This window comes from Flavobacterium eburneipallidum (assembly GCF_027111355.2).
GTDB classification, from domain to species: domain Bacteria; phylum Bacteroidota; class Bacteroidia; order Flavobacteriales; family Flavobacteriaceae; genus Flavobacterium; species Flavobacterium eburneipallidum.
In genome coordinates, this window is record NZ_CP114291.2 from 3,634,580 (window position 1) to 3,658,412 (window position 23,833).

At 33.4% G+C, this 23,833-nt stretch carries 27 protein-coding genes; 15 read left to right on the forward strand and 12 right to left on the reverse strand.

Going from position 1 to position 23,833, the window contains the following annotated elements:
• Positions 1–178 precede the first annotated feature (178 nt).
• The gene (locus OZP15_RS15270) at positions 179–1,456 is read left to right on the forward strand and encodes a replication-associated recombination protein A (RefSeq protein ID WP_269226303.1); all 1,278 of its coding nucleotides are present in this window, start codon (positions 179–181) and stop codon (positions 1,454–1,456) included.
• A gap of 131 nt (positions 1,457–1,587) precedes the next feature.
• On the opposite strand, the gene OZP15_RS15275 is transcribed toward OZP15_RS15270, so the two are convergent.
• Genes OZP15_RS15275 through radC form a run of 3 tightly spaced genes read right to left on the reverse strand, consistent with a single transcriptional unit; the run spans position 1,588 to position 3,731 of the window.
• The gene (locus tag OZP15_RS15275; RefSeq protein ID WP_269226304.1) at positions 1,588–2,334 is read right to left on the reverse strand and encodes a hypothetical protein; all 747 of its coding nucleotides are present in this window, start codon (positions 2,332–2,334) and stop codon (positions 1,588–1,590) included.
• 2 nt (positions 2,335–2,336) lie between these two features.
• Positions 2,337–3,023, reverse strand: coding sequence for a YjjG family noncanonical pyrimidine nucleotidase (locus tag OZP15_RS15280; protein ID WP_281336558.1), 687 nt, complete (start codon positions 3,021–3,023; stop codon positions 2,337–2,339).
• Between the two features lie 15 nt (positions 3,024–3,038).
• Positions 3,039–3,731, reverse strand: a complete 693-nt coding sequence (gene radC, locus OZP15_RS15285) for a RadC family protein (protein WP_269226305.1) — start codon at positions 3,729–3,731, stop codon at positions 3,039–3,041.
• A gap of 69 nt (positions 3,732–3,800) precedes the next feature.
• Here radC and OZP15_RS15290 point away from each other — a divergent pair, with 69 nt between their 5' ends.
• Entirely contained in the window at positions 3,801–4,406 is a 606-nt protein-coding gene (locus OZP15_RS15290) for a DUF1287 domain-containing protein (protein ID WP_281336559.1), read from the forward strand.
• A 109-nt stretch (positions 4,407–4,515) separates the two neighbouring features.
• On the opposite strand, the gene OZP15_RS15295 is transcribed toward OZP15_RS15290, so the two are convergent.
• The 3 genes from OZP15_RS15295 to OZP15_RS15305 are packed head-to-tail and all read right to left on the reverse strand — an operon-like array spanning position 4,516 to position 6,984.
• On the reverse strand, positions 4,516–4,869 hold the full coding sequence (locus tag OZP15_RS15295) for a GNAT family N-acetyltransferase (protein ID WP_269226306.1): 354 nt from the start codon (positions 4,867–4,869) through the stop codon (positions 4,516–4,518).
• Positions 4,870–4,879: 10 nt separating this feature from the next.
• Positions 4,880–6,235: a UDP-N-acetylmuramate--L-alanine ligase gene (locus OZP15_RS15300; RefSeq protein WP_281336560.1), complete on the reverse strand. Its 1,356-nt coding sequence runs from the start codon at positions 6,233–6,235 to the stop codon at positions 4,880–4,882.
• 59 nt (positions 6,236–6,294) lie between these two features.
• Positions 6,295–6,984, reverse strand: a complete 690-nt coding sequence (locus OZP15_RS15305; RefSeq protein ID WP_281336561.1) for a tetratricopeptide repeat protein — start codon at positions 6,982–6,984, stop codon at positions 6,295–6,297.
• 303 nt (positions 6,985–7,287) lie between these two features.
• Here OZP15_RS15305 and OZP15_RS15310 point away from each other — a divergent pair, with 303 nt between their 5' ends.
• Positions 7,288–8,103, forward strand: a complete 816-nt coding sequence (locus tag OZP15_RS15310; RefSeq protein WP_281336562.1) for a UDP-2,3-diacylglucosamine diphosphatase — start codon at positions 7,288–7,290, stop codon at positions 8,101–8,103.
• Between the two features lie 29 nt (positions 8,104–8,132).
• A complete protein-coding gene (locus OZP15_RS15315; protein WP_269226308.1) occupies positions 8,133–9,122 on the forward strand; it encodes a glycosyltransferase family protein in 990 nt (329 codons plus the stop codon).
• A gap of 163 nt (positions 9,123–9,285) precedes the next feature.
• Here the strand turns inward: OZP15_RS15315 and obgE are convergent, their stop codons facing one another.
• From obgE to hpt, 4 genes are all read right to left on the reverse strand, one after another.
• The gene (gene obgE, locus OZP15_RS15320) at positions 9,286–10,287 is read right to left on the reverse strand and encodes a GTPase ObgE (RefSeq protein ID WP_269226309.1); all 1,002 of its coding nucleotides are present in this window, start codon (positions 10,285–10,287) and stop codon (positions 9,286–9,288) included.
• Between the two features lie 72 nt (positions 10,288–10,359).
• Positions 10,360–11,634: a hemolysin family protein gene (locus OZP15_RS15325; RefSeq protein WP_281336563.1), complete on the reverse strand. Its 1,275-nt coding sequence runs from the start codon at positions 11,632–11,634 to the stop codon at positions 10,360–10,362.
• 24 nt (positions 11,635–11,658) lie between these two features.
• Positions 11,659–12,231: an adenylate kinase gene (locus tag OZP15_RS15330; RefSeq protein WP_281336564.1), complete on the reverse strand. Its 573-nt coding sequence runs from the start codon at positions 12,229–12,231 to the stop codon at positions 11,659–11,661.
• Between the two features lie 35 nt (positions 12,232–12,266).
• A complete protein-coding gene (gene hpt, locus OZP15_RS15335) occupies positions 12,267–12,797 on the reverse strand; it encodes a hypoxanthine phosphoribosyltransferase (protein WP_269226312.1) in 531 nt (176 codons plus the stop codon).
• A 90-nt stretch (positions 12,798–12,887) separates the two neighbouring features.
• On the opposite strand from hpt, the gene OZP15_RS15340 reads away from it, so the two are divergent.
• The 11 genes from OZP15_RS15340 (at position 12,888) to OZP15_RS15390 (ending at position 21,674) form a co-directional block, all read left to right on the forward strand.
• A complete protein-coding gene (locus OZP15_RS15340) occupies positions 12,888–13,442 on the forward strand; it encodes a HEAT-like fold family protein (RefSeq protein ID WP_269226313.1) in 555 nt (184 codons plus the stop codon).
• 33 nt (positions 13,443–13,475) lie between these two features.
• Entirely contained in the window at positions 13,476–13,739 is a 264-nt protein-coding gene (locus OZP15_RS15345; RefSeq protein WP_281336565.1) for a DUF6364 family protein, read from the forward strand.
• Complete coding sequence (locus OZP15_RS15350) at positions 13,736–14,152, forward strand: type II toxin-antitoxin system VapC family toxin (protein ID WP_281336566.1); 417 nt, start codon at positions 13,736–13,738, stop codon at positions 14,150–14,152. Before OZP15_RS15345 ends, OZP15_RS15350 begins: the two co-directional genes overlap by 4 nt.
• A 73-nt stretch (positions 14,153–14,225) precedes the next feature.
• Positions 14,226–15,377 carry a 5-(carboxyamino)imidazole ribonucleotide synthase gene (locus OZP15_RS15355; protein WP_269226315.1) on the forward strand — a complete coding sequence of 384 codons (1,152 nt, stop codon included), beginning with the start codon at positions 14,226–14,228 and terminating at the stop codon, positions 15,375–15,377.
• 221 nt (positions 15,378–15,598) lie between these two features.
• The gene (purE, locus tag OZP15_RS15360) at positions 15,599–16,084 is read left to right on the forward strand and encodes a 5-(carboxyamino)imidazole ribonucleotide mutase (protein WP_269226316.1); all 486 of its coding nucleotides are present in this window, start codon (positions 15,599–15,601) and stop codon (positions 16,082–16,084) included.
• Positions 16,085–16,198: 114 nt separating this feature from the next.
• Positions 16,199–18,226, forward strand: coding sequence for a M3 family metallopeptidase (locus OZP15_RS15365; RefSeq protein ID WP_281336567.1), 2,028 nt, complete (start codon positions 16,199–16,201; stop codon positions 18,224–18,226).
• Between the two features lie 15 nt (positions 18,227–18,241).
• Entirely contained in the window at positions 18,242–18,730 is a 489-nt protein-coding gene (locus OZP15_RS15370) for a hypothetical protein (protein ID WP_281336568.1), read from the forward strand.
• A 187-nt stretch (positions 18,731–18,917) separates the two neighbouring features.
• The gene (locus OZP15_RS15375; protein ID WP_269226319.1) at positions 18,918–19,421 is read left to right on the forward strand and encodes a GbsR/MarR family transcriptional regulator; all 504 of its coding nucleotides are present in this window, start codon (positions 18,918–18,920) and stop codon (positions 19,419–19,421) included.
• Between the two features lie 53 nt (positions 19,422–19,474).
• A complete protein-coding gene (locus tag OZP15_RS15380) occupies positions 19,475–20,296 on the forward strand; it encodes a DCC1-like thiol-disulfide oxidoreductase family protein (RefSeq protein WP_269226320.1) in 822 nt (273 codons plus the stop codon).
• A 2-nt stretch (positions 20,297–20,298) separates the two neighbouring features.
• Positions 20,299–21,210, forward strand: a complete 912-nt coding sequence (locus OZP15_RS15385) for a TIGR01777 family oxidoreductase (RefSeq protein ID WP_269226321.1) — start codon at positions 20,299–20,301, stop codon at positions 21,208–21,210.
• A complete protein-coding gene (locus OZP15_RS15390; RefSeq protein WP_281336569.1) occupies positions 21,207–21,674 on the forward strand; it encodes an SRPBCC family protein in 468 nt (155 codons plus the stop codon). Before OZP15_RS15385 ends, OZP15_RS15390 begins: the two co-directional genes overlap by 4 nt.
• On the opposite strand, the gene OZP15_RS15395 is transcribed toward OZP15_RS15390, so the two are convergent.
• Both OZP15_RS15395 and OZP15_RS15400 read right to left on the reverse strand, forming a co-directional pair.
• A complete protein-coding gene (locus tag OZP15_RS15395) occupies positions 21,652–22,767 on the reverse strand; it encodes an ATP-binding protein (RefSeq protein ID WP_281336570.1) in 1,116 nt (371 codons plus the stop codon). The two genes, OZP15_RS15390 and OZP15_RS15395, sit on opposite strands and share 23 nt — an antisense overlap.
• 124 nt (positions 22,768–22,891) lie before the next feature.
• Positions 22,892–23,710 carry a UbiA prenyltransferase family protein gene (locus tag OZP15_RS15400; RefSeq protein WP_269227971.1) on the reverse strand — a complete coding sequence of 273 codons (819 nt, stop codon included), beginning with the start codon at positions 23,708–23,710 and terminating at the stop codon, positions 22,892–22,894.
• Between the last annotated feature and the right edge of the window lie 123 nt (positions 23,711–23,833).

The following is a 23,833-nucleotide window of genomic DNA, read 5'->3' on the forward strand; positions in this document are numbered from 1 at the left end:
TAGATTTATTCAAAAATGTATCCAAAAGTAATTTAGTGCTATTTTGTCATATATAAAAAAAGAAAATAGAATAAAGAGAAAAGAAGATAGAGTCAATAGCTTCAAATAAAAACAGTAATTTTACAACAGTTTTTTTTTGATTTCAGATTGAAGAATAACAATTTTAGATTTTAAAAAAATGCAAGCACCACTAGCCGAACGCATACGCCCGCAAAAATTAGAAGACTACATCAGTCAATCGCACTTGGTGGGTCCAAATGGCTCTTTGACACAACAAATTGCCAAAGGAATTATTCCCTCATTATTATTTTGGGGACCACCAGGAACAGGCAAAACGACTTTGGCACAAATCATTGCACAAGAATCAAAACGTCCTTTTTATATTTTGAGTGCTATTAACTCGGGTGTAAAAGACATTAGAGATGTAATTGACAAAGCCAAACAAAGTGGTGGACTTTTTACAGCCAAAAATCCAATTCTATTTATAGACGAGATTCATCGCTTTAGTAAATCACAACAAGATTCTTTGTTGGCAGCTGTCGAAAAAGGTTGGATAACACTGATTGGAGCTACGACAGAAAACCCAAGTTTTGAGGTCATTCCCGCTTTATTATCACGTTGTCAGGTTTATATTCTGAATGCTTTCACTAAAGAGGATTTGGAAAGTTTACTATATCGAGCAATGAAAACCGATGCGTATTTAGCTTCTAAAAACATTAAACTAACTGAAACAGAAGCACTATTGCGACTTTCAGGTGGTGATGGGCGCAAACTATTAAATATTTTTGAACTGGTCGTAAATGCTTCCGCTGAAGACGAAATTAACATCACCAACGATCGTGTTTTTCAACTAGTCCAACAAAACACCGTTTTGTATGACAAAAGTGGTGAACAACATTACGACATTATTTCAGCATTCATCAAATCCATTCGAGGGAGCGACCCAAACGGTGCGGTTTATTGGCTGGCAAGAATGATTGAAGGTGGCGAAGATGTAAAATTCATCGCCCGACGAATGCTAATTTTATCCAGTGAAGATATTGGCAATGCTAACCCAACTGCTTTTATTATGGCTAACAACACTTTTCAAGCTGTTGCAACAATTGGTTACCCAGAGAGTAGAATTATTTTGAGTCAATGTGCTATTTATTTAGCCACTTCTCCCAAAAGTAATGCTTCGTATTTAGCCATCGGAAATGCGCAACAGTTGGTCAAACAAACTGGAGATTTGCCTGTTCCAATTCATTTGCGAAACGCACCGACAAAATTGATGAAAGAATTGGGTTATGGAGATGAGTATAAATATTCACACGATTATGCTAATAATTTTGCCGAGCAAGAATTTCTTCCTGACAACATTTCAGAAACTGTTTTCTACAATCCAGGCAATAATTCTAGAGAAAACAGTACTCGAGAATTTCTAAAAAACCGCTGGAAAAGTAAGTATGGATATTAAATTAGACGGCAGTTAACAATTAGCAAGTTACAGATTTAATGTAAAAAAAAACAGATTCCAGATTAGAGGTTTAACCTTCTTAATCTGAAATCTGAAATCTGAAATCTGAAATCTGAAATCTGAAATCTGAACTAAAACTTAACCGAAACTTTTTCAGAAACTAATTTATCGTCTTTGTAATATTCAAAAAACCATTGATTGTCTTTGGCATTTAGAGTACCTTGAACACCGTTCTTTATAGCAATAAAAGAGTCTGCTCTAGAAGTTTTCAATAATTTCATCACCACTTTTGGCGTTTTATCAATTAATTGGAAACCATTTTCTGTGGGTTGGGCGTATAGCAAATTCGGATCTGTTACTGAAGCAACAGGAGGTGAAACAACTACTGGAACGACAGCAACTGTTGGCACAATTGCTACAGAAGGCGACACGGATTTTGTATTTAAACTTACGCCTCCATTGTAATTGTATTGCAAATCATTAACAAATACAAAAGCATTATTTAACGATTCTTTATAAGCCGATTCAAAATCTTTTTCTCTACTTTTTCCAATTTCAGACTGGAAAACAAGTTTATTATTACAATCTCTGAAAGTGACAAATAATTTGGTTACCATAAAAGAATTGTCTTTTTTTACATCTATATACAACAAACTACATCTATCATTCAATTCAGCAGGAATTTGTTCATTGTTGTAATAAGCCGAAAACCCTGCTTTTTCCAAATTATACTTTGTCAAAGTTTGCAGTCGATATTGATTTTCAACATTTTGAAAATCATATTTAGTGGGTATAATTACTGCTTTATAATCATTAACCGATTGCGAAAAAGTAATGAAAGAAGTGAGAATAATAAGGAGCAAAAATTTAATTTTCATAATTATAAATATTTTTTAAGTTCTAATAAATGGTTTATTTGCTTGATACTTTCTGGAGCTTTTATTTTTTTGTCATTAAAGAAAATAGCATCTAAACCTGCATTCAAAGCACCATTAACATCAGCATCCAGACAATCACCAATCATAATACAATTTTCTTTAGATGCTTGAGCCCAATTAATAGCATAATCAAAGATACCACTATTTGGCTTTTTAACGCCTGCTAAATCTGAATTTGTTATTGTATTAAAATATCCCGAAAGGGCTGCATTATTTATTTTTTTGTCCTGCACATGGGCAAAACCATTGGTAATAATATGCAACTTATATTTTGGTTTCAAATACTCTAAAACTTCTATTGCCCCATCAAAAAGATGGTTATTATCGGTTAGAAATTCAATATAATCGTTGGCAATTTGATGAATATCTTCGTCAGAAATGGCAACATCCAAAGCATCGAAAGAATATTTTAATCTATTGTAACGCAATTCTAGATGCGTAATTGCATCGTTCTGATACAACTTCCAACAGGCTTGATTGATGGGAATGTATTTTTCTGCAAAATCCCGACTATCAATTTCTGGAAATCTACTCTTAAAAATTCGATGAAAAGCCAATTCAGAATTTCTATCAAAATCCCAAAGAGTGTGGTCTAAATCGAAAAAAACGTCAGTTATATTGGTGGTCATTATATTTATTTATTTTTATAAAATATCTGTATCCGCAAAACTAAAATAACCGTTTTCGGTAATAATTACGTGATCCAAAACAGAAATATCTAGTGTTTGTCCAGCAGCTTTGAGTTTTTGAGTCAATTTTTTGTCTGGTTCACTTGGGTTCAAATTCCCCGAAGGATGATTGTGACACAAGATGATTGCTGTTGCTCCCAATTCCAAAGCAACTTTAAAAACCAATCGAGTATCGGCTACCGTTCCTGTAATCCCTCCTTTGCCTTGCTGCGATTTCGAAAGTACTTTATTGGAATTATTCAAATACAAAACCCAAAATTCTTCATGAGGCAGTTCTCCAATAATGGGCTGCATCAATTCGAAAATCATTTTACTGGACGTTATCTTCTTCAATTCAACAGCCTCTTCTGCTCGTCTTCGCCTTCCCAATTCCATTGCCGCAATAATCGAAATCGCTTTGGCCTCACCTATTCCTTTGAAATTCATCAATTGCTGAATAGTTAATTTTCCTAAGGCATTTAAATTATTGTCCACACTCGCCAAAATTCTTTTGCTTAAATCTACCGCCGATTCGTTTCTATTTCCAGAACCAATCAAAATCGCAATTAATTCGGCATCGCTCAAAGCACTTCTGCCTTTTAGCATCAGCTTTTCACGAGGTTTATCGTCTTCTGACCAATTGGTTATGGGAAAATTAGTTTGTTCCAAATTTTGTCTTCATTTTAATTACTTATACTACAAAAGTAAAATTAGCGTTATTTGATTAAAGATAAAAATATGAAGCACTTTTATTTATTTCTAATCCTAATTTCGTTCCTTACTACTAAATCAAAAGGACAAATACAAACAACAACAAAACCCTTTTCCGCCAAATTATCCGATGCTGCTATTGCCATCATTAACCCTAATATAATATATGACCCATCTTATTTTTCGATACCCTATCCTAACGGAGATATTCTTAAAAACAAAGGCGTTTGCACCGATGTAATTATTAGGGCTTATCGAAAACTTGGAATTGATTTGCAAAAAGAAGTTCACGAAGATATGAAATCACATTTTTCAGAATATCCCAATTTAAAAAAATGGGGTATGAGCAAAACTGATTCGAATATTGACCACAGAAGAGTTCCTAATCTTGAAGTTTACTTAAAAAGAAAAGGAACAAAATTACCTGTTTCAAAAAACGCAAATGATTATAAAACTGGAGAAATCGTTACTTGGATGATTAATGGAAAGCTTCCTCATATCGGCATCATAACTAACCGAAAATCTGCTGATGGCAAGCGAAATCTTATTGTACACAATGTAGGAAACGGACAGGTTTTAGAAGATTGTTTGTTTAGTTATGTAATTGTGGGACATTTTAAATATGTGAAATAAAATATTTCATTTTTTTTCTCATACAAACACTACGTTCCAAACCAATGTAAGGTTCATAATTATCAACAATAGAATACCCTACTTTTTGATATAAAGCGATAGCTTCTACTTACTTGTATAAAGTTTCTAAAATGGAATAGGAATATCCTTTTTGAGATGCCAAAAACTCTAATTCATATAATACTTTTTGAGCAATCCCCTTCTCTCTAGCTTCTGGCAAAACAAACATACGTTTAATTTCTATAGTGTTTTTATCGTATTCCTTGAAACAACCACAGGCAGCAACATTTTTATTGAAATAAATCAGAACCACATTGGAATTAAATTCTATCACATTATTTCCCCAGTAATTGGTTTTCAATTCCGGATATCTATCCCATAAATAGGCATCAAAGGCAGTATATAATTTTATAAAATCTTTATTCTCGCTAGTCGTTTTAATAATTCCTATACTATCACTCATAGAATCGCTGTTATTCAATCAATCCTTTTACCTCATCAAAATTCAATCCGCCATAATTCCCTGAACTCATCAATAACAAAGCTGAATTCTCTAGATTTTGACTGAATAAAAATGTTTTAAATTCTGCAGGATTGGTATAAATAATCAAATCTTCTCTGTTGAATGATTGAGCAATTTGCTCATAAGTCACTTCTTCCAATTGCTTGATTTTTACCGCATCCGGCGAATAGAAAACTACGGCAACATCGGCATATTCTAATGCCCCTTCATATTCTTTCAAGAATTCGGCATTCAAACTACTGTAAGTGTGCAATTCCAAGCAAGCTACTAAAGTTCGGTTTGGATATTGTTCTTTCACTGCTTTTGTCGTTGCCGCTACTTTGCTTGGTGAATGCGCAAAATCTTTGTAAGCCACTTTTCCTTTTCCTTCTGCAATTTTTTCCAAACGTTTAGAAGCTCCTTTGAAACTCGCAATGGCCTCGTAGAAATCAGCTTCGTCAACGCCCATATTCTGACAAATCCATTTGGCTCCAGCTAAATTATTCAGGTTATGTGCACCAAAAACTTCGATAGGCATTGCTCCTTCTGGAGTTTCTAATAAAGTAACCCCATCTTTCACTTCATATTTTGGCGTAGTGTAAGGAATTTTTCGGATTGGATTTGTCGCTGCTTCTGCCACACGCTTTACTTCTGAATCTTCTTCATTGTAAACTAAAATTCCACCATTGGTAATTTTAGCAATGAAAGTTTCGAACTGTTCTACATAGAAATCGTAAGTTGGAAAAACATTGATATGATCCCAAGCAATTCCAGAAATCAAAGCAATATTGGGCTGATACAAATGAAATTTTGGTCTTCTGTCTATTGGCGAAGACAAATATTCATCGCCTTCGAGAACGATAAAATCATTTTTCTCAGTAAGATGAACCATAGTATCAAAACCTTCGAGTTGTGCGCCCACCATATAATCTACTTCAATATTATGATAATGCATCACATGCAAAATCATAGAAGTAATGGTTGTTTTTCCGTGAGAACCTCCAATAACTACACGGGTTTTATTTTTGGATTGTTCGTATAAGAATTCCGGATATGAATAAATTTTTAGTCCTAATTCTTGTGCTTTTAGCAATTCTGGATTATCGGCTTTGGCATGCATTCCTAGAATTACAGCTTCAATATCTTGGGTTATTTTTTCCGGAAACCAACCCATTTCTGCTGGCAAAATTCCTTTTTTCTCCAAACGAGTTTTTGATGGTTCAAAAATAGCATCGTCACTTCCTGTAACCTGATATCCTTTATTATGTAATGCCAAAGCCAAGTTGTGCATTGCACTTCCGCCAATGGCGATAAAATGAGTTCTCATATATTAAATTTCAATTTTTAAACCAAATTCAAACTTGAAATTTGGGCTTTTAGATTTGATTATTTTTTGTCGAATTGTTGTTTTAAATCCTGTGCCTTTTTGGGGTCTTTTAATTTTTTCAAATATAAATTATATAATGCTTGAAATGTAATTTTCGATTTACCAATTTCATTTGCTTTGATATAATTTTTTTCAGCCGCTGTGTATCTTTCAAAATATTCATCAATTTGACCTCGGGACAAATAGCCGTCCACGGGAGATAATTTCAACAATTCGTTCGAATATTTGATGGCTTTGGATTCACTTCCACCTACAATCGCAGGAAGATTAATATACAACATCACTAAAGCCCAGCGGGCTTCAATGTGTTTTGGATTTAATTCAATAGCTTTTTCGAATGATGCTTTAATCTCGCTAATCATACCAAGAGCCTTGAATTTATTGGATTCTTTGGCTTTCATCCCCAATACGCCACCATATTTAAAATAATAATTGGCTTCAGAAGATTTCAATTGTTTGAGTTTTTTATAATAAACAATGGCTTTGTCCCACGATTGATTATTTCCTGCGATATCTCCCAAATATTCTAACGTCTTCAAATGAGAAGGATTCTGTTTTAAAAAAATTTCGAAAATAGGTTGCGCTTGATCGTATTTTTTTTCTTTAAATAATTGTTCGGCTTTATCAAAATTGGTTTGCCCCAAAATCAATAAAGGAAACAACAAAAAGAGGATAAGTATTTTTTTCATTCTTCAAAAATAAGGAAATGTGAAAAGTTTCATTTCTTTTTAAGTAAAAATTAGTACTTTTAGAAATAGCTTACTTTTTAAATCTTTAATTTTTCATCAAACAAAAGCAGTATATCAACCTCTCGATGAGCAACTGGATTACTTATAGAAGAGATTTTTATCTAAAATTCATAAATTTATTCCCATAAACACAAACACATTTTTGAAGCAAGCTGCTATTTTTTTTTGTTTATAACAAACTCAATCTTAATACTAAAGAAACACTACCCTAACACTAGCCTCCTACTTTCGTAAAAACTTTTTATGAAAAGGAAACGAAAAATACCTTTAGTAGTCATTAGCGATGTTCATCTTGGCACTTATGGCTGTCACGCCAAAGAATTACTGCAGTATTTAAAATCAATCAATCCACAAACCTTGGTTTTAAACGGCGACATTATTGATATGTGGAACTTTACCAAACGCTACTTTCCTGCATCTCATATGGAAGTGTTGCGCTATATCATCAAAATGTCCAATCTAGGAACTCGTGTGGTTTACATAACTGGAAATCACGACGAAGCCTTACGCAAATACTCCGATTTTATTTTAGGAAATCTAGAATTAGTCGATAAACTAATCTTGGAATTGGACGGAAAAAAAACTTGGATTTTTCACGGTGATGTGTTCGATTCTTCTACAAAAGGATATGCCAAAATACTAGCCAAATTGGGTGGCAAAGGATATGACTTACTGATTTTGATGAACAGTTTTATCAATTGGATTTTGGTTGCTTGCGGAAGAGAGAAACGAAGCTTTTCGAAAACCATTAAAAACAGCGTAAAGAAGGCCGTTTCCTTTATTTCTAATTTTGAAACTACTGCAGCCGAAATCGCCATCGAAAAAAAATACAGCTATGTAGTTTGCGGACACATTCACATGCCAAAAATGAAAGAAGTGGAAAACGAAAACGGAAAAGTATTGTATTTAAACAGTGGCGACTGGATTGAGAATCTTACTGCATTGGAATACAAAAAAGAAAAATGGAAAATTTACCAATATGATAAATCACAATACTTAAACCAAGACACCAAAGAAGATGCTGTTATCAATGATATTGTTGCTAAAATTTTATCCTAAAAAATTCTCTTCTAATTAAACAGAAATCCATGAAAATATTTTATGCCATACAGGCAACAGGCAACGGTCACATTAGTAGAGCTACACAATTGTATCCTTATTTGAAAAAATTTGGTGAGATTGATTTCTTGTTGAGCGGGAATAATGCCAGCTTGGATATTGACTTACCCATAAAATTTAGAAGTGCTGGTTGTAGTTTGCATTACAGCAAATGTGGTGGATTGAATTATTGGGATATTGTAAAAAACATTCGCCCTCTTCAAATATATAAAGATGCCGAAGCCTTGCCTTTGAAAGATTATGATGTGATTATTAATGACTTTGACTCGGTAACTTCACTGGCTTGCAAAATGCAAAAAGTACATTCGGTGCAGTTTGGACATCAAGCGAGTTTCGTTTCTGAAAATACGCCAAGACCAGATAAAAAAAGTATCATGGGCGAAATGATTCTGAAACATTATGCGCCTTCACCAAAGAATATTGGTTTGCATTTTGAAAAATACGATTCTTTCATCCATCCTCCTGTTATCAAAGACGAAATAACGCAGGCTGAACCCAAAGACCTCAAACACATCACAGTTTATTTGCCTTCTTTCCAAAAAGATTGTCTGGAAAAAGCATTCCATAAACTTTCGGATATTCAGTTTCATTGGTTCCTGAATGATGTACCTTTCAAATACACCGAAGGCAATATTACCTATTATCCTGTCAATCAAAAACTCTTCAACAAAAGTTTAATTAATTGTCACGGAATCATCACTGGAGGCGGATTCGAAACTCCTGCCGAAGCTTTACACCTTGGTAAAAAAATATTAAGCATCCCTATCCGTGATCATTACGAACAAGAATGCAATGCAGCTGCCTTAAAACAATTAGGCGTTCCTGTTGTGTATGAAGTGGGCGATGATTTTGATGCAGTGATAGAAAACTGGCTAAAATCACCCATAATTTATCCTAAAATGGAAGCGAATAATATTCCTGAAACCTTACAGTTTTTATTTGATACGTATCGGGATTAATTCTTGCTTACTCAAAGTTAATTTGTCATTTCGACGAAGGAGAAATCTCATTAGTTGCTCTCGTTATGTGATTTCTCCTTCGTCGAAATGACACATTGATACTGTTTTATAAACGAAAAGGACTCTATTTCTAGAGTCCTTTTCGTTTATAAAATTTCAACTTTTAGTCATTCAGCATTTTCCAAAGTTTATCTTTTAAATCTGTCAAACCTTGTTGCGCAACAGATGAAATAAACATATAAGGAATATCTTTGAACTCTTTGTCTAATTGTATTTTCAATTCTGCTTTTAGTTCATCATCAAGCATATCACATTTTGAGATTACCAAAAGACGTTCCTTATCAAGCATTTCAGGATTGTATTTTGTCAATTCATTCACCAAAATATCATATTCCCCTTTGATATCCGGCGTATCAACTGGAACCAAGAACAACAACGTCGAATTTCTTTCAATATGTCTTAAGAAATAATGACCAAGCCCTTTTCCTTCGGCAGCACCTTCAATAATTCCAGGAATATCAGCAATTACAAAAGACTGAAAATCTCTGTACGCCACGATTCCAAGATTTGGTTTTAAAGTCGTAAAAGGATAATCAGCAATTTTTGGTTTCGCCGAAGTCAGAACAGACAATAAAGTTGATTTTCCTGCATTTGGAAAACCTACCAAACCTACGTCTGCCAAAACTTTAAGTTCTAGAATCACGTCCATTTCCACACCAGGTAAACCTGGCTGGGCGTATCTTGGTGTTTGATTGGTCGAGCTTCTAAAGTGCCAGTTTCCTAGTCCTCCTTTACCTCCACGAGAAAGAATTTGTTTTTCGCCATCTTCCGTAATTTCGAACAATACTTCTCCAGTTTCTTTGTCTTTCACAACAGTTCCTAACGGTACTTCAATGTACTTATCTTCTCCATCAGCTCCTGTGCTTCGGTCACCTCCACCATCTCCGCCATGACCCGCTTTGATATGACGGGCAAATTTCAAATGAAACAAAGTCCAAAGTCCTTTATTTCCCACCAAATAAACGTGTCCTCCACGACCACCATCACCTCCATCCGGACCACCATATTGGATGAATTTTTCTCTATGCAAATGCGTAGATCCTTTTCCTCCCTTTCCAGAAGAAACAAATATTTTAACGTAATCTACAAAATTTCCTTCTGTCATTTTTTTTAGTATTCAGTTTTCAGTTTTCAGTGATCAGTTTGCTTACTGAACACTAAAAACTGACCACTATTTTTACAGTTTTAAGGCTTTCACCGCCACTTTATCAATCTTCACGCCATCCATATCAATGACTTCTAACTCAAATTTTTGCCAAATCAACTTCTCTCCCTCTTTTGGAATACGGGAAAGTTCAGTCATTATTAATCCACTTACTGTGGTTACTTCGTAGTCATTGATTAATTCATCCAATTCGAAATAGGTCAGGAAATCATGTAGTGAATAATGTCCGTCCACCATCCAAGTTCCGTCTTCTCTTTCGATTAATTTGAAATCATCTTTATAAAAATCAGAAGCATCACCAACCAAAGCTTCCAAAATGTCATTCAAAGTAATTATCCCCTGAAAAACACCATATTCATCCGAAACAAAAGCATAATGAATTCCCGATTTTTTGAACTGTTCCAATGCTTTGTAGGCCGTGGTTTGTTCCATCATAAACGGGGCTTCAGTCATAATTTCGGGCAAATTGAAACTGCTGTTTTCAAAATGAGCGAAGATATTTTTCAAATTTACCACACCAACAATATCATCGTGATTTTCCCCATAAACTGGATAAATTGAATGCAATTCCTTAAGCATATATTCCTTAACTTGCTCTTTATTAGAATGCAATGGCAACAACACCACCGATTTTCTGTGGGTCATCAAGGAGTTTATTTTTCTATCTCCAATATGAAAAACACGTTCCACAATATCCTGCTCAATTTCTTGTACTTCTCCACCTTCTGTACCTTCTTTGATGATGGCTTTGATTTCTTCTTCGGTTACTTTACCGTCGGCTGTGGGTTTTATTTGTAAAACATTCAATAAAAAATCAGTCGAACTGGTCAATAACCAAATAAAAGGCGCAGTAATAATCGAAACAATTTTCATAGGCAAAGCCACCGCTTTGGCTATGGCTTCGGGATGATTTAATCCAATCCGCTTTGGCAATAATTCTCCTAAAACCAAAGAGAAAAATGTCAAAACTACTACCACTACTCCAACAGCAATTGAATCTGCAAAAGGGGTAAATGTTGGAATCGTTTTTATGAAATTCTCAACATCACTAGTTATTTTATCCCCAGAATAAATACCCGTCAAAATTCCGATAAGCGTGATTCCTATCTGAACTGTGGATAAAAATTTATTAGGTGAATTGGCCAGATCCAATGCAATTTGGGCATTTTTGTTGCCTTTTTTGGCGGAGGTTTCCAATCGGTTTTTTCGTGCCGAAATCAATGCGATTTCCGACATAGAAAAAACACCATTTAAGAGAATTAAAAAGAATATTATTAAAACTTCCATAGTTGATTAGAAAACGTATGTTCCTTATAAACTTTCGATTACAGTGCTCAAACGCTCTGTAATTTCAGCTATAGAACCAATCCCATTTACTGGATAAAATTTATTTTGATTTGTATAATACTCCATCAAAGGAGCAGTTTTTTCATTGTATTCTTGGTAACGATTTCTGATTTTTTCTTCATCCTGATCGTCTATTCTTCCGCTGGTTTTTCCTCTTTCCAATAGACGGGCAACCAAAATTTCATCGTCTGCTTCTAGGGCAATTGTAGCTGTAATACTTTGGTCTTTTCCTGCTAAAAAAACATCCAAAGCCTCTGCTTGAGCTATCGTTCTTGGAAAACCATCAAATAAAAACCCTTTGGAATCAGGATTTTTAGCAACCTCATCTTCTAACATTTTGATTGTTACTTCGTCTGGAACCAAATCTCCTTGCTCGATATAAGACTTTGCTAACTGACCTAAAGCGGTATCATTTTTCATATTGAAACGAAAAATATCACCTGTTGAAAGATGTGTCAAATTGTATTTTCCTTTTAAAAACTCTGCTTGAGTTCCTTTTCCTGCTCCTGGTTTCCCAAATAAAACAATGTTAATCATTTTTGTAATTGTAAGTTATGTAATGTATTAGTTTATTATTCTTTCAGTTGATATATTTCGGGTAAATTTCTACCCAGCCCATCGTAGTCTAAACCATATCCCACGATGAATTTATTTGGAATTCTAATCCCGATGTAATCAATCTTAATATCTTGTTTATAAGCTTCTGGTTTGAAAAACAGGGTTGCTATTTTAAAACGCTTCACATTTTGACTTTTAATTAAAGCCTTTAAAGCCACCAAAGTGTTTCCTGTATCGACAATATCTTCAATCAAAACCACCGAGCGACCAGATAAATCTTTGTCTAAACCCAGTAATTGTTTCACCTCATTTGTAGAAGTTGTCCCTTCATAAGAAGCCATTTTAACGAAACTCACTTGACAAGCTCCTTTATAATGTTTCATAAAATCGGACACCACCATAAAAGCTCCGTTCAAAACTCCAATAAAAACAGGTGTTTCTTCTGCAAAATCATCTTCTACCAATCGCGCTATCTGGGCAATTGCAAAATCGATTTCCTGTGCAGAAACAAACGGAACAAATTGTTTATCGTGGAGTTGAATCACTTTTCAGATTTAAAAATAATTGGCAAAGATAGGGATTTCACTTTTGACAATTGATAATTGATTTGTACTTTTCAATCAAAATTAGAATGGATGAATCCTGATTTCCAAAAAAGATTAGATTCTGTAACCGGATACAAAGACAGCAGGCAAAAATGTGCCGATGAAGTACTGGAAAATCCAGAGCTTTTCCCTGAATTGGTTCAGCTTTGTTTCCAAACTTCCAACAAAAACATATCCAAAGCTTGTTGGGTTTTGGAATTGGTTTGCTATGAAAAACTGGAGTGGATTCAAGAGTATTTGGATTTTTTCTGTCCCAATATCAAAAACTTAACTGATGATGGCGCTCTTCGTTCTATTTCGAAAGTTTGTCTCTTATTGACTATTTTTCATTTCAAAAAAGCAGCAATTATACTTTCCGAAAATCAGTTGCAACAAATCACTGAAACTTGTTTCGATTGGCTAATCAAAGATACTAAAGTCGCTTCGAAATGTTATGCAATTCGTGCATTACATTTATTAGGTAAGCATTATGATTGGGTTTATCCAGAATTGAAAATTATTTTAGAAAAGGATTACATTCATCATTCTGCCGCTTATAAAGCCGTTGGAAAGGAAATTTTAAAGAAAATAAACCATCAAAAATAATTATTACGTACATTTGCAAAAAATACACGTGCTATGAATACTAAACTCACATTATCGTTAGAAAAAACGGTTATTGAAGATGCTAAAGCCTACGCTAAAGGCACTGGTCGAAGTTTGTCTGAAATGGTCGAAAATTATTTTAAAAGTTTGGTTGCAAAATCCAATAAAGACTATAATAACAATGACGATGAGATTGATCCAAGCCTAAAAAAATTGGTTGGAATTATTGAATTACCACCTGATTTTGACATTAAAAAAGCGAGAGATGAGCACTACAAAGAGAAATACGGTTTATGAAAAATATTTTTATTGACATCAATATTTTAGTAGATGTATTTGCTAATAGGGAACCATTTGTTCATAAATCATTAGCAATTTATAATTTGGCTACTAAAAGAAAAATAAAATTATATTCCTCTTCAAATACCATCACAACATTACATTATATTTTAAAAAAATCAATTTCTGAAGAAAAAACAAGATTGGCACTAGAGCACGTTATTGAATATGTATCTATTATTCCAGTAGATATCAATATCATCAAAAAAAGTTTAAAATCAAATCATAAAGACTTTGAAGATGCTATTCAAATCATTTCAGCACAGTCCATTAATGACATGGATTGCATCGTCACAAGAAATTTAAAAGATTACAAAAATGCCGAAATAAATGTACTTTCTCCTGATGATTTTTTAAATACTTTAAACTAAAACAACTATTACAAGATAATGACACGAGCAAAACGACTGCATTTGACCGTAAAAAAAACAATAACTACAACAAATGAATTATTTCTCTTCTGATTTTAAATTAGGCATTCTTGGTGGCGGACAACTAGGCAAAATGCTGTTATCTGACACCCGAAAATTTGACATACAAACTTATGTTTTGGATCCAAGCGAGGAAGCCCCTTGCAAAATTGCTTGCAATCACTTTTTTCAAGGCGATTTAATGGATTTTGAAACCGTTTATAATTTTGGCAAACAAGTCGATGTTTTGACTTTCGAAATTGAATTGGTCAATCTGGAAGCATTGGAAAAATTGGAAAACGAAGGCAAAAAAGTATATCCTTCGCCAAAAACCTTGAAATTGATTCAAAATAAAGGAATCCAAAAAGAGTTTTATGCCAAAAATAATATTCCAACAGCACCTTTCGAAAAATTTGAAAATCTCGAAAATCTAAAATCTAATGTCACATCGAGCGCAGTCGAGATGCCTTTCGTTTGGAAATGCACTGAATTTGGTTATGACGGAAATGGTGTAAAAATTGTTCGAACACTGCAAGATTTAGATAATTTACCCAACGTAGAATGTATTGCCGAAGAAATGGTTCCCTTCAAAAATGAATTGGCCGTTATCGTTTGTCGCAATCCGTCAGGTGAAATCAAAACTTATCCTGTTGTCGAAATGGAATTCCATCCCGAAGCCAACCAAGTGGAATATGTAATTTGCCCTGCTCGTATCGACGAAAAAGTTGCCGAAAAAGCCAGAGCCATTGCATTGGAAGTTTCTAAAAAATTTAATCACGTTGGTCTTTTGGCAGTAGAAATGTTCCAAACAGAAAGCGATGAAATTTTGGTAAACGAAGTCGCTCCGCGCCCTCATAATTCAGGACATTACAGCATCGAAGCCAGTTATACTTCGCAATTCGAAAACCATTTGCGTGCCATTTTGGATTTACCTTTAGGAAATACAAATAGCAAAGCCGTTGGAATTATGGTCAATCTTACCGGAGCCGAAGGTTTTTCTGGAGATGTGATTTATGAAAACATCGAAACCATTTTAGGCTGGAATGGTGTTACGCCTCACATCTACGGAAAAAAACAAACACGTCCTTTCAGAAAAATGGGACACGTTACCATAGTAAATGAAGATATTGTCGTAGCGAGAAAAATTGCAGAGGATGTAAAGAATACAATAAGAGTGATTGCATAAATGGATATATTAGATTTTATTATAAATTTATTGAATCTTACTGATTCAGAAAATCTTGTAAAAAAAAATTGGAATATTTTCTCTGATAAAAATGAATATTTAGGAGAAAGAATAATTAGCTTTTTTCTTTCATTTTATTAATTGCACTTTATCTATTTCTAATAACATTTACATTTTATATAATCTATTATTTATTTTTCAAATAAAAACAATAAAAACAAATGAGCAAAGTAGCCGTAATAATGGGAAGCATATCCGATATGCCCGTAATTCAAGAAGCAATTGACATCCTGAAAGGATTTGATATAGAAACAGAAGTCGATATTGTTTCGGCACACAGAACACCCGAAAAACTATTTGATTTCAGTAAAAACGCCCACACACGCGGTATTTCGGTAATTATTGCAGGTGCTGGCGGGGCGGCACATTTACCTGGAATGGTAGCCTCGATGTCACCGCTTCCAGTAATTGGGGTTCCTGTAAAATCAAGTAACTCTATCGATGGTTGGGATTCAGTTTTGTCAATTTTACAAATGCCAGGAGGTGTTCCTGTCGCAACTGTTGCTTTAAATGGTTCTAAAAATGCAGGTATTTTGGCCGCTCAAATCATCGGAAGCTCGGACAAATGCGTTTTAGACAAAATCATAGCTTACAAAGAAGGATTGAAAGCAGCTGTAAATAAAGCAGCAGAAGGTTTAAAAAAATAAAAAAAAATTCACGGAGATTCACAAAGCAAACACAAAGCTTCGCAAAGAATAATTCAAAAAACTTTGCGAAGCTCTGTGTCTTTTTAGCGAAACTTTGCGTAACACAAAAACACTATGAGCGTATTAACACAACATTTCGACACCAAACACAATACTGCACCATTTTCGCAGATAAAATTAGAAGATTACAAACCCGCTTTTATCGAAAACATCGCTGTTGCAAAAGCAGAAATTGATGCTATAATCAATAATCCTGAAACTCCAACTTTCGAAAATACTATCGAAGCTTTGGATTTTTCCGGTCATGCTTTGGACAGATTATCTTCAATTTTCTTTAATCTGAATTCGGCGGAAACCTGCGAAGAAATGCAAAAAATTGCTCAGGAAGTTTCGCCTTTATTGACTGAATTTAGCAATGATATTACCTTAAACGAGGATTTATTCAAAAGAATAAAAGCCGTTTACGAGCAAAAAGACAGCCTTAATTTATCTCCGGAACAAGCCACTTTATTAGACAAGAAATTCAAAAGTTTCTCCCGAAACGGAGCTTTGCTTTCTGAAGATAAAAAAATAAAATTGCGTGAAATCGACACGGAATTAGCGAAACTAAAACTGACTTACGGCGAAAATGTTTTAGCAGAAACCAACAACTATCAATTGCATATTACCAATGAAAGCGACCTAAAAGGACTTCCGGAAGGAACTATTGAAGCGGCAAAATCATTGGCAAAAAGCAAAGATTTAGATGGCTGGATTTTTACTTTGGATTTCCCAAGTTATATTCCGTTTGTTACTTATGCGGATAATCGTGAATTGCGAAAAGAAATGGCTATTGCTGCGGGTAAAAAAGCATTTCAGAACAACGAATTCGACAATCAGAAAACCACATTAAAGATTGCCAAATTGCGTTTTGAAAGAGCCAATTTATTAGGCTATGAAACACATTCTCATTTTGTTTTAGAAGAAAGAATGGCACAAAATCCGGATAAAGTAAAATCGTTTTTGAATGATTTATTAGCCAAAGCCAAACCTGCAGCCCAAAGAGAATTTGCAGAATTGACTGCTTTCGCCAAAGAACTCGACGGAATTGACCATTTAGAGAAATGGGACGGAGCTTATTATTCTGAAAAATTGAAGCAAAAATTATTCAATTTGGATGATGAAAAACTGAAACCTTATTTTCAATTAGAAAATGTTCTTAACGGGGCTTTTACTGTTGCTAATAAATTATTCGGATTGACTTTTACCGAAATATTCGATATTGATAAATACCACGAAGAAGTTACTACTTATGAAGTCAAAGATGAATTTGGCAAACTGGTGGCTATTTTCTACGCCGATTTCTTTCCAAGAAAAGGGAAACGAAATGGTGCCTGGATGACTTCTTTCAAATCACAATATATTAAAGATGGTATAAACGAGAGACCGCATATTTCTAACGTTTGCAATTTTACCAAGCCAACAGAAACCAAACCATCATTACTAACATTTAATGAAGTGACGACTTTATTCCACGAATTCGGTCACGGATTACACGGAATGTTGGCTAATACTACTTACCCAAGTTTGTCTGGAACATCTGTTTATTGGGATTTTGTGGAATTGCCGAGCCAGGTAATGGAAAACTGGTGTTACGAGCCAGAAGCTTTGGCTTTGTTCGCCAAACATTATGAAACAGGTGAAATCATTCCACAGGAATATGTAGAAAAAATCAAGGAAAGCGCGAGTTTTCAGGAAGGAATGGCAACCTTGCGTCAAATTAGTTTCGGATTATTGGATATGGCTTTCCACAGCAACAATCCAACTGAAATTACCAATGTAAAAGCTTTTGAAAGAACCGCTTTTGAAGGCACAACTTTATATCCTGATGTAGCCGAAAATTGTATGTCGGTTTCCTTTTCTCATATTTTTCAGGGAGGCTATTCTTCCGGATATTACAGTTACAAATGGGCCGAAGTTCTGGATGCCGATGCTTTTGCATATTTTCAAGAAAAAGGAATTTTCAACAAAGAAGTGGCTACCAAATTTAAAGACAATGTACTTTCTAAAGGCGGAACTGAATTGCCAATGGAATTGTACAAACGTTTTAGAGGACAAGAACCAAAACCGGATGCTTTATTGAAAAGAGCGGGGTTGATATAATTAAATTTTCAGTATATGAAAAAATTAGTTTTACTATTACTTATTGTAATTATTTGTAGCTGTAAATCAGGTGCTCAAAATGATTTTGATACTATAATTCACTATTCAATTACTGATGAGAAAGCTTTACAAAATGAAAATAACAATTCATTCAACAAATTATATAGCGGATTAGAGGCTTCAAAATCAATTGAAAAAGACTTTGAAAAAAAATTAATTTCGTATGGTTATGTAAAAACTATTGTTCCAAAAGATAAAACATCAGCAATATGCCAAACCATTTCAAATGATATTAATTTAAAATATCACGAAGTAGCTTGCATTCCAATGTATAGAGATATATTACTATTTCAAAAAGACAATAAAACAAAAGCTATTTTGAAAGTTTGTTTTGAATGTGGAATGAATGCTCTGTCTGGAAAATTTGAAAGTAATTTTAACTATAAAGAAACTAATATTATGAGTAATTACTATCCTTTATATAAAACTCTTTATAACGAATAAAAAAACAACTTACAATTGCTTTATGTTAGTAGTATTGATTTAAAAGATTACAGAATCTAGATTTTAGAACGCATAAAAAGCCGAAATAGAAATACTTCGGCTTTATTTTTAAACAAACTTTCATTTATTTTTGAAAGTTTAAAAATTTTTACTTACATTTGTTTCAACAAAAGGAAATAAAACCAAAATGGAATTCAAAGAAGCAAAAAATAAATTCGTACAAACCTGGGGAGCTTTAGGTTCTCAATGGGGAATTAACAAAACCATGGCGCAAATTCATGCTTTGTTGATGGTATCAGGCGAAGCTGTTTCGATGGAAGAAGTTATGGAAGAATTGCAAATTTCTCGTGGAAATGCCAGTATGAACTTAAGAGCCTTGATGGATTGGGGAATTGTTTACAAAGAATACAAAGCAGGTGAGCGTAAAGAATTTTTTACAGCCGAAAAAGATTTAGACGAACTGGCTTCTAAAATTGCAAGAGAGAGAAGCAAAAGAGAAATCAAACCTGCTCTTAAAATTTTAAAAGAAGTTTCCTCGATTGAATCGAAAGATACTGTAGAAGAAAAACACTTTGTGGATCAAACCACTAAACTGTATGATTTTGTTTTGAAAGCCGATAATATGTTGGACAAAATAACAGAATTCAAGGAAAACTGGTTGGGAAAATTGATTATAAAAATAATGAAATAAAAAAATTTAATCAAAACTTTCATTTTTTTCTGAAAGTTTAAAAATAAAATATTATGAAAACTTTAGAAAACCAAACTTTGCTTTATGATGAAGATTGCCCGCTTTGTAGCATTTACACAACTGGCTTTATAAAAGCAGGAATGCTTGATGAAAATGGCAGAAAATCATATTGTCAATTAAGTAACGAAGAACAAAATTTTATTGATGTAAAACGTGCTTCAAACGAAATTGCGTTGGTAGACAACAAAAACAAAACGGTTCTTTACGGAATTGACAGTCTCTTGAAAGTAATTGGAAATTCATTTCCTTGGATGGAGAAAGCTGGAAACATCAAACCGATAAAATATCTTCTTAAAAAAATGTATTCTTTTGTTTCTTACAACCGTAAAGTGATTATTCCGAGTAAAATAAATCCAGATATAAAACTGCAATGTGTACCCACTTTCCACTGTAAATTTCGTTTTTTATATATTGCTTTTGCAATCACAATAACTACTATCATACTTTATCAGTTTTCAGAATTGATTGCGAATCTACCAAAAGCAAATTTTAGCAGAGAATTGATTCTTGCAGTAGGACAAATTGTTTTTCAAAGTTTATTTTTAATAAAATTCAACAAAGAAAAAATATTGAATTACGCAGGAAATTTAATAACAGTTTCTTTAATAGGCTCACTAATTTTGATTCCTTTATTGATTCTCAATAATTTTATAAATCTTCCTGAAATGTTAATTCTAGGCTGGTTCACAATAACTGTTTTAATCATGTTTGCAGAACATTTTAGAAGAATAAAACTGTTAGAACTTCCTTTTTATCTCTCTTACACTTGGGTACTTTACAGAATAATTGCTTTATTATTTATTTTAAATTTATAACTATGAAAAAACTCATCATCGCAGCAGGAACAGGCTTTTTAGGAGAAGTTCTAATCAACCATTTCAAAGATAAATTTGAAGAAATTATTATCTTAACTAGAGGAGAGTCTAAAACTAATGGCAATATCAAATATGTAAACTGGAATGCTAAAACTTTTACTGGTTGGGAAACAGCATTAGAAAATGCCGACGTTTTAATCAATCTTGCTGGAAAATCTGTGGATTGTCGTTACACAGAAAAGAATAAGAAAGAAATTTTATTGTCTCGTATTCAAAGCACCAAAATTCTAAACAAAGCGGTTTTGAATTGTAAAAATCCACCGAAACATTGGTTGAATTCATCAACTTCTACCATCTATCGTTTTTCTTTGGATAAACAAATGGATGAAATAGATGGCGAAATTGGAAATGATTTTTCGATGAACGTTGCTCAATCTTGGGAAAAATCTTTTTTCAAAACAGAAACTCCCAAAACCTTAAAAACAGCTTTGAGAACTTCTATCGTTTTAGGCAAAAATGGGGGTGCTTTTATTCCATTGAAAATTTTGGCAAAAGTAGGTTTTGGCGGAAAACAAGGAAGTGGCAATCAATTTATCAGTTGGATTCACGAAGAAGATTTTGCCAATGCTGTTGATTTTATCATTCAAAGAGAAATGACCGGAGTTGTCAATATTGTTTCTCCAGAACCAATTCGAAATTTTAATTTTATGAAAAAACTCCGAAAAGCAGTTGGTTTTCCTTTTGGTATTCCAATTAATACTTTTTTGTTGAAAATTGGATCTTTTATCATTCGAACAGAAACCGAATTAGTTTTAAAAAGTAGAAATGTGATTCCAAAACGACTGTTAGAAAATGGATTCCAATTCAAGTTCGGAAATATTGATAACGCATTTCAAAATTTATTAAAAAAATGACAACAATCCATCTCACAACAACAATCCAAGCTCCAATACAAACCGTTTTTGATGTTTCTAGAAACATTGATATTCATCAGCAATCTGCCAGCAAATCAAATGAAATCGCCATTGCTGGTGTAACTTCTGGATTGATAAATCTAAACGAAACCGTAACTTGGAAAGGAAAACACTTTGGATTTTATTTAACTCATAAAAGCCGAATTACAGCCATGACTTTTTACTATTATTTTGTTGATGAAATGGAGGAAGGAAAATTCAAAACTTTCAAGCACGAACATTTTTTTGAAGAAAAAAATGGAATTACCATAATGACAGATCAACTGCACTATGAAACTCCGTTTGGTATTTTTGGAAAATTATTTGATTATTTGTTTTTGAAAAAGCATCTGACTCAATTCCTTTTAGAAAGAAACAAGGTTCTGAAAAAAGTCTGTGAAACTACATCTTCAAAAACTCCCTAAAATTATCGGCAGTTACTATAGTAAAACTCCCCGTATAATTATCTAAAAAAGGCTTGGGTAACTTGGCTTTTTTGACTTTCCATTTAATTTCAAAAGCATTTACTTCGTCGGCTACAACCTCTACATAATCTACTTCTTGTTGTTGTGTAGTTCGCCAAAAATAAGGTTTAGCATTTCTGTTTTCATAACTTAACAATTTCATTCTTTCAGAAATTAAAAAATTTTCCCAAAGTGCTCCTTTGTCTTGTCGAAAATCTAAAAAATTAAAATTCCCTATCAACATATTGCGAACGCCATTGTCATAGAAATAGATTTTTTTATTGGCCTTAATTTCATTTCGATGATTGCGACTAAAACTGTTCAATCTAAAAATCACGAAACTTTTCTCCAATAAATCAATATAATTACTGACCGTATTTTTATCGACACCTACCAATTGGGCAATTTCATTATAACTTACCTCACTCCCTATTTGGAAAGCCAAAGCCTGCAAAATTTTCTCTAAAACTTCGGATTTTCTGATTCCAGCCAAACTCAAAATATCTTTATACAAATAACTCGACACCAGATTTTTCAGGATTTCATATTCGTTCCCTAAATTATTAATGACATCAGGATACATTCCATACAACAACCGTAATTCCAATTGCTGTTGAGCTTTCATATAGCCTACATTTTTCTCAAACTCATTCCACGAAATCGGATACAGATGGTATTCAAACTTTCTACCCGTAAGTGGTTCTTGAGTAACATGATTAATATCAAAAGCCGACGAGCCGCTCACAATCACCTGAACATCCTTGATTTGATCTACAATTATTTTCAATTTCAAACCAATATTCGGAATGCGTTGTACCTCATCAATAAAAACATACTTATAATCACCAATAATATTTTTAAGCGTTTCAGTATTAGCATTCGATAGTGTTTCCACAACAACGGAATCATCTCCATCAAGAAACAAAAAAGGAATTCCTTTCAATAAGCTTTGAACCATAGTCGTTTTCCCTACTTGACGTGGCCCAACAAGCACAATAACCTTTCCTTTATTGAGTCTTTCTTCAATATTTGATATTAAAAACCTGTCTATCATCTTTTTAATTTTAAACAAAGATATATAAAAATATTTATATTCACCAATTTAAGATGTTATTCAGTGATTATATTCACCAATTTAAGGTATTATTCAGTGATTATATTCACCAATATTAGTATTTTTAAAATAAAAACACCATAAACCACCAAAGAATAGGTACGCTTTCAGCCCAAAAAGAAGTATAGTATTTGGAGCGTTTTTCATTGGCGAAAGCCAAGAACAAAGATGTAATAATCGCAATGATAATAACCAATAATAAGTGAGTGATATTAGAATTAAAATTACTATTCAGAAGTTCTAAAGCACAAAAAATCAACAATAGAAAATATCCCAAATTTTTAGTCCGTTTCACTCCTATTTGTTGCGGAACGGTTTTTAAATGCGGATCATCATGAGTTAAATCAAGGATTTCAAAAATAAGTATCAGTACAAATACGAGTATAAATCGTTGGATACTTTTGAGATAAAAATCGGAAGTTATTGCAATGCCTGAATCTATAATTGGTAATACCAAAGTCACTCCCACCCAACACAAAGACACAATATAAATTTTGACACCCGCCCAATTTCTAGCATTTTTGCGATTTGGAAAAAAAGGCAATGTGTATAATAAAGTCAGAGACAAAACTCCTATAGAAACCATTTGCGTTAAACGTTGCAATTGAAAAAAATAAAATCCAGTAGCTAAAAAAGATAAAGCACTAAACAAAATAATAAGTTTCAAACTGGTACGAAATTGGACTTTATTAGTTCGGGCGAAGCTATCGTATTTCACAAAATTATAACCAACAATAGTTCCAAAAAAAGCAAAATTGGCTATGGGTTTATCTTCTGGAATATGAAACATAAAACAGGTCATTTGCACCAAAGAATATACCGACAAAGCCACGTGAATACTGCTTTGAATATAAAAATCGAATACCTTTTTTAAAACTTTCATCACACAAAAATAAGCAAGGTTGTTAACAAGTAGCAACTTTAGTTGAAAGATTCCTAAAAATCAATTCCTTGAAGCCGATTTCTTTTGAATATTCTCCGTAAATTTGCACCACGAAAAATACAA